The organism is Kitasatospora sp. NPDC089509, from assembly GCF_044749365.1.
Classification (GTDB): domain Bacteria; phylum Actinomycetota; class Actinomycetes; order Streptomycetales; family Streptomycetaceae; genus Kitasatospora.
On the sequence record NZ_JBIVHS010000055.1, the window covers coordinates 1 to 4,145 of the forward strand.

Annotated in this window: 4 protein-coding genes and 1 pseudogene; 2 read left to right on the forward strand and 3 right to left on the reverse strand. The window is 72.5% G+C overall.

Annotated features, from left to right (window positions below; all coding sequences use genetic code 11):
• Positions 1-103: 103 nt before the first annotated feature.
• The 3 genes from ACIP4P_RS44980 to ACIP4P_RS44990 all read right to left on the reverse strand — a co-directional run bounded on the left by ACIP4P_RS44980 (position 104) and on the right by ACIP4P_RS44990 (position 3,173).
• Positions 104-1,483 (reverse strand): TolB family protein, encoded by a 1,380-nt coding sequence (locus tag ACIP4P_RS44980; RefSeq protein ID WP_400930305.1) that lies wholly within the window; start codon positions 1,481-1,483, stop codon positions 104-106.
• Positions 1,484-1,712: 229 nt separating this feature from the next.
• The gene (locus tag ACIP4P_RS44985) at positions 1,713-2,483 is read right to left on the reverse strand and encodes a lysophospholipid acyltransferase family protein (protein ID WP_400930308.1); all 771 of its coding nucleotides are present in this window, start codon (positions 2,481-2,483) and stop codon (positions 1,713-1,715) included.
• Positions 2,484-2,747: 264 nt separating this feature from the next.
• Entirely contained in the window at positions 2,748-3,173 is a 426-nt protein-coding gene (locus tag ACIP4P_RS44990; protein ID WP_400930311.1) for a DUF4395 domain-containing protein, read from the reverse strand.
• A 208-nt stretch (positions 3,174-3,381) separates the two neighbouring features.
• Between ACIP4P_RS44990 and ACIP4P_RS44995 the strand changes: the two genes are divergently transcribed.
• On the forward strand, positions 3,382-3,795 hold the full coding sequence (locus ACIP4P_RS44995; protein WP_350518901.1) for a thioredoxin family protein: 414 nt from the start codon (positions 3,382-3,384) through the stop codon (positions 3,793-3,795).
• A 237-nt stretch (positions 3,796-4,032) separates the two neighbouring features.
• Positions 4,033-4,145: pseudogene (locus ACIP4P_RS45000) on the forward strand (electron transfer flavoprotein subunit beta); the annotation flags it as partial.

Below are 4,145 nucleotides of genomic sequence, written 5' to 3' on the forward strand. Positions count from 1 at the left end.
ACTGCAGGGGGGACCCTGTGGGAGAGTAGGACGCCGCCGAACAATCATTCAGAAAAGCCCCTGATCCCTTCGGATCAGGGGCTTTTCGCATTTCCGTTTCCGCTCAGTTGTCGTCGTCGTCCGGCAGCTGGGTGTCATCGGTCTTCGGCTGGCCCTGGGCGTCCGCCGGTGTCCCCCCGGCCGATGCCGGCGCCGAAGGCCCTCCCGATGGAGCCGGAGCCGAGGGAGCCGCTGCTGCCGGAGCGTCGGAGGGTGCGTCGGACGGGGCTTCCGAGGGGGCCTCGGACTGGGGTGCCTGGGCTGCCGCCGGTACCGCCGCGGTTCCCCAGACCGGTCGGCTGAGCCACTGGTCCGCGCTGTTGGTGAGCCGGGCGACGCCCGTGCCGTCCGGCCGCATGCTGTAGAGGTCGGCGCCGGAGCCCGCGGGCGCCTGGGCGAAGACGATCGACGTGCCGTCAGGTGCGTAGGCCGCGGTGCCGTAGAACACGGTGGAGGGGGCGGGGGTGAGGGCGCCGATGGCGCTGCCGTCGGGGTGGACGGTGTAGATGCCGCCGCCGGGGGCGTTGTCGGGGCCGGCCGGGTAGGTGGTGAAGAGGATCTGGGTGCCGTCCGGGGACCAGGCGGCGCGGTCGCCGGCGCGCAGTTCCCAGGGGGTGAGCTGGCGGAGCCCGGTGCCGTCGACGCCGACCACGTAGACGGCCCGGCTGTTGGCGGGCTGCCCGGTGGCGCTGGTGCGGTACTCGAAGGTCAGCTGCTTGCCGTCGGGGGACCAGCTGGGGTTGCTGACCGCACCGGAGTAGGGCTTGTCGTTGGTCAGGAAGGTGAGCCGCTGGACGCTGGTGCCGTCCGGGCTCATCAGGTAGAGGTCGGAGTACTGGACCTGGTTGTTGTGGGCCGCGTCCAGGGCGCCCCAGGAACGGCTGAAGGCCAGTTGCTTGCCGTCCGGGGAGAAGGCGGGGGCGCGTTCGTCCTCGTTGGCGCAGTCGGTGGTGGCGCTGCTGGTGTCGCAGAGCTGGCTGATCTGGTGGGCGTTGTCGCCGTCGGTGGAGACCGTCCAGACGCGGGCGGTGCCGTTCTGCGGGTCGGTGCGGTCGAAGGCGATGGCGCTGCCGTCGGGGGACCAGTCCGGGCGGTCGTCGAGGACGCGTGCGGTCGGCTGGGTGACCTGGTGGCGGCCGGTGCCGTCGGGGCCGAGGGTGACGATGGCGCTGGTGGTGCGGGCGGCGTCGGTGTAGGCCCGGCTGACGATCAGTCCGTTGTGGGCCTGGGCGTTCGCGGCACCGACGACGCCGGGGGTCGCGGTCGGGGTCGGGTCCGGGGTGGCGGTGGGGGATTCCGGACGGATCTCGGAGAGCGGGATGTCGCCGGGCTCGGCCCCGCACCCGGTGAGCAGGGTGCCCAGAAGCAGGAGGCCCGCACCGGCGCTTGCGCGGGTGCGGGCCTTGCCGCTGGGGGACTGCTGTGTGCCGGTGATCCGTGTCATCTCCGTCTCCGACCTTTCCGACCGCTCCGACGCGTGCCCCGGTTCCGCGGAGGGAGGGGCGCAGGACGAGTCCAGGAGAGAAGGGCCCCTGGAAGGAGCTGTCACTGTGTCAGACGGGGAGCTGCGGGCGGTCGGGCGACACGCGACGGAGTGCTTCCGCTCGGTCGCTCGGAGTAGAAGCCCCTGGGAAGGAACGGAGGGGCAGCGGAGCAGAGGGGGCGGAGCGGGTTCAGCCCCGGGCGGCGCGGCGCTCGGCCTTGGCGAGGGCCTCCGCCTCGTCCTCGGCCTCGGCGACCTCCAGGGTGGGCGCGGTGCCGCCGAGGTGGGTGGGCAGCCACCAGGTGTCCTCGGGGCCGGCGGGCTTGCCGGGGTACTCGCGCTGGGCCTGGTCGAGCATCTCGCTCATGGCGGCGCGCAGCTTTCTGGTCACCATGACGGGCTTGTCGTCCGGGCCCAGGTGAATCGGTTCGCCAATCATGATCGTCACCGGGACGTGCCGCTTGGTGAGGGTCTTCGGGCGGCCCTTGGTCCAGAGCTGCTGGGTGCCCCAGAGGATGACCGGCAGCAGCGGGGTGCCGGAGTCGGCGGCCATCCGGGCCGCGCCGGTCTTGAACTTCTTCAGCATGAACGAGCGGCTGATCGTCGCCTCGGGGAAGACCCCGACGACCTCGCCGGCCTTCAGGGCGCGGACCGCGGCCTCGTAGGCGGGCTGGCCGTCGGTGCGGTCGACCGGGATGTGCTTCATGCCGCGCATCAGCGGGCCGGAGATGCTGTGCCGGAAGACGTCGTCCTTGGCCATGAAGCGGGTCTTGCGCTTGCCGCCGCGGTAGGCGCCGAGCCCGGCGAAGAGGAAGTCCAGGTAGCTGATGTGGTTGCTGACCAGCACCGCTCCGCCCCTGGCGGGGATGTGCTCGGCACCGATGATCTTGATCCGCACGTCGAGCGCACGGAAGGCGGTGAGTGCGGCGCCGATCACCGGCGGGTAGACGAACTCTGCCACGGTCAGTCCTGACTTCCACGGGCCGGGGCCCGGTACGGCGGGTACCCGCGCCGTGCGCGGGAGCCGACCGGAGCACGGCACGCCGCGGCGGTCACGGGTGATACACGGAGATGATCCCCCGAACGAGTGCCTGCTGTCACCTGAGGCGGGCAGTCAAGCGAATATTCGCGATGTGATCTCCGTGATGAACCGGGGTCGGAACTTTTCCGTCTCCCGACCGTATTCCGGAGCGTCGAACTCCGGAACGCCGCGACCCGTCGGGGTTCAGGCCCCGGCGCCGAGGCGGCCCTGGGCGCGCCGGACGATCGGGTAGATCTCGCAGCCCAGGCAGTAGCCGAAGGCGGCGTTCAGGAACGCGGCGGCCAGGGCGAACCCGGTGGCCGACAGGGCGAGCCAGGTGACTCCGGTGACGTACCCGAGGGTGCCGACCGCGGCGAAGACGGCCCCGCCGCCCTGGGCGAAGCGCACCGGCCGCTCGTCCTCGGTCTCGTTCGGGGGCGCCAGGCGCGGCGCGACGAAGGTGTGGAACAGCCAGCCGTACGGGGAGAGCCGGGGGCCGCCGGACGCGGCGAGCGTGAAGACGACCGCCTGGGCGGTCAACAGCAGGCCGCTGCCGGTGAGCAGGACGGCGACCAGGACGAGGGTGGTGAGCGCGGCGGCGAAGCGGGCACCGCGGGGGTCGGTCTGCACGGGGGCTCCGGAAGGGTCGCGACGGGCGGCTGCGGCGTGGCGCGTCAGCGACGGCGGGCGGTGGCGGCCGAGCCCCGGTCGACGAGGCGACGGACGGTCAGCAGCGGCGGGGAGGGGCGGTCGGAGTCCACCTGCCGATCGTACGGGCCCGGTGTCGACTGGTCGACCTCCCTTTCGGAGCCCGCTCGTGCTGTCGCAGACTGGAGGGATGACCGGACCGGTGGTGTGCCTCCTCGTGCTGACGGCGGCGACCGGGTTCGGGCTGTCGAGGGTCGGGCGCGACGGAAGGATGCGGGTGCGCACCAAGGACGGGACGGTACGGCTGTCGGAGGAGGACCTGGGCGGGCCGCTCGGTGAGCGGGCGACCCTGGTGCAGTTCTCCACCGCCTTCTGCCAGCCCTGCCGGGCCACCCGGCGGGTGCTCGCCGAGGTGGCGGGGATGGTCGACGGGGTCGCCCACGTCGAGCTGGACGCGGAGGCGCAGCTGGAGCTGGTCCGCCGGCTGGCGGTGCTGCGGACGCCGACCGTCCTGGTGCTGGACGCGGCCGGGCGGGTGGTGCGCCGGGCGGCGGGGCTGCCGCGCAAGGCGGACGTGATCGCCGCGCTCGGCCGGGCGGTGTGACGAGCGTCGCCCGGTGGAGTGGAGCGACCCCCGTCTGGGGCAGGATGGGCGCGAGCGGCGCGCCTGCCGTCCGGCCTAAGCTACTGGCCAGTAGTGAGGAGTGGACTACCGGCGAGTATGCTGCCAGGAAGTTCCGGACCGGCACGGGAAACTCGCTGCCCGGAGCGGGTGCGCACCGTGTTCGCACCCGCTTGCACGCCGCAGCCGCCGGACGAGACCAGTACAGGAGACAAGGCCGTGAGCTTGAGGATCGTTGTCTGTGTGAAGTACGTGCCGGACGCGACGGGTGACCGTCGTTTCGCGGACGACCACACCACGGACCGGGAGGGCGTGGACGGCCTCCTGTCGGA

Bases quoted from the DNA above. Each gene is read 5' to 3' on its own strand.
- ACIP4P_RS44980 (WP_400930305.1), bottom strand. From the start codon at position 1,483: ATGACACGGATCACCGGCACACAGCAGTCCCCCAGCGGCAAGGCCCGC.
- ACIP4P_RS44995 (WP_350518901.1), top strand. From the start codon at position 3,382: ATGACCGGACCGGTGGTGTGCCTCCTCGTGCTGACGGCGGCGACCGGG.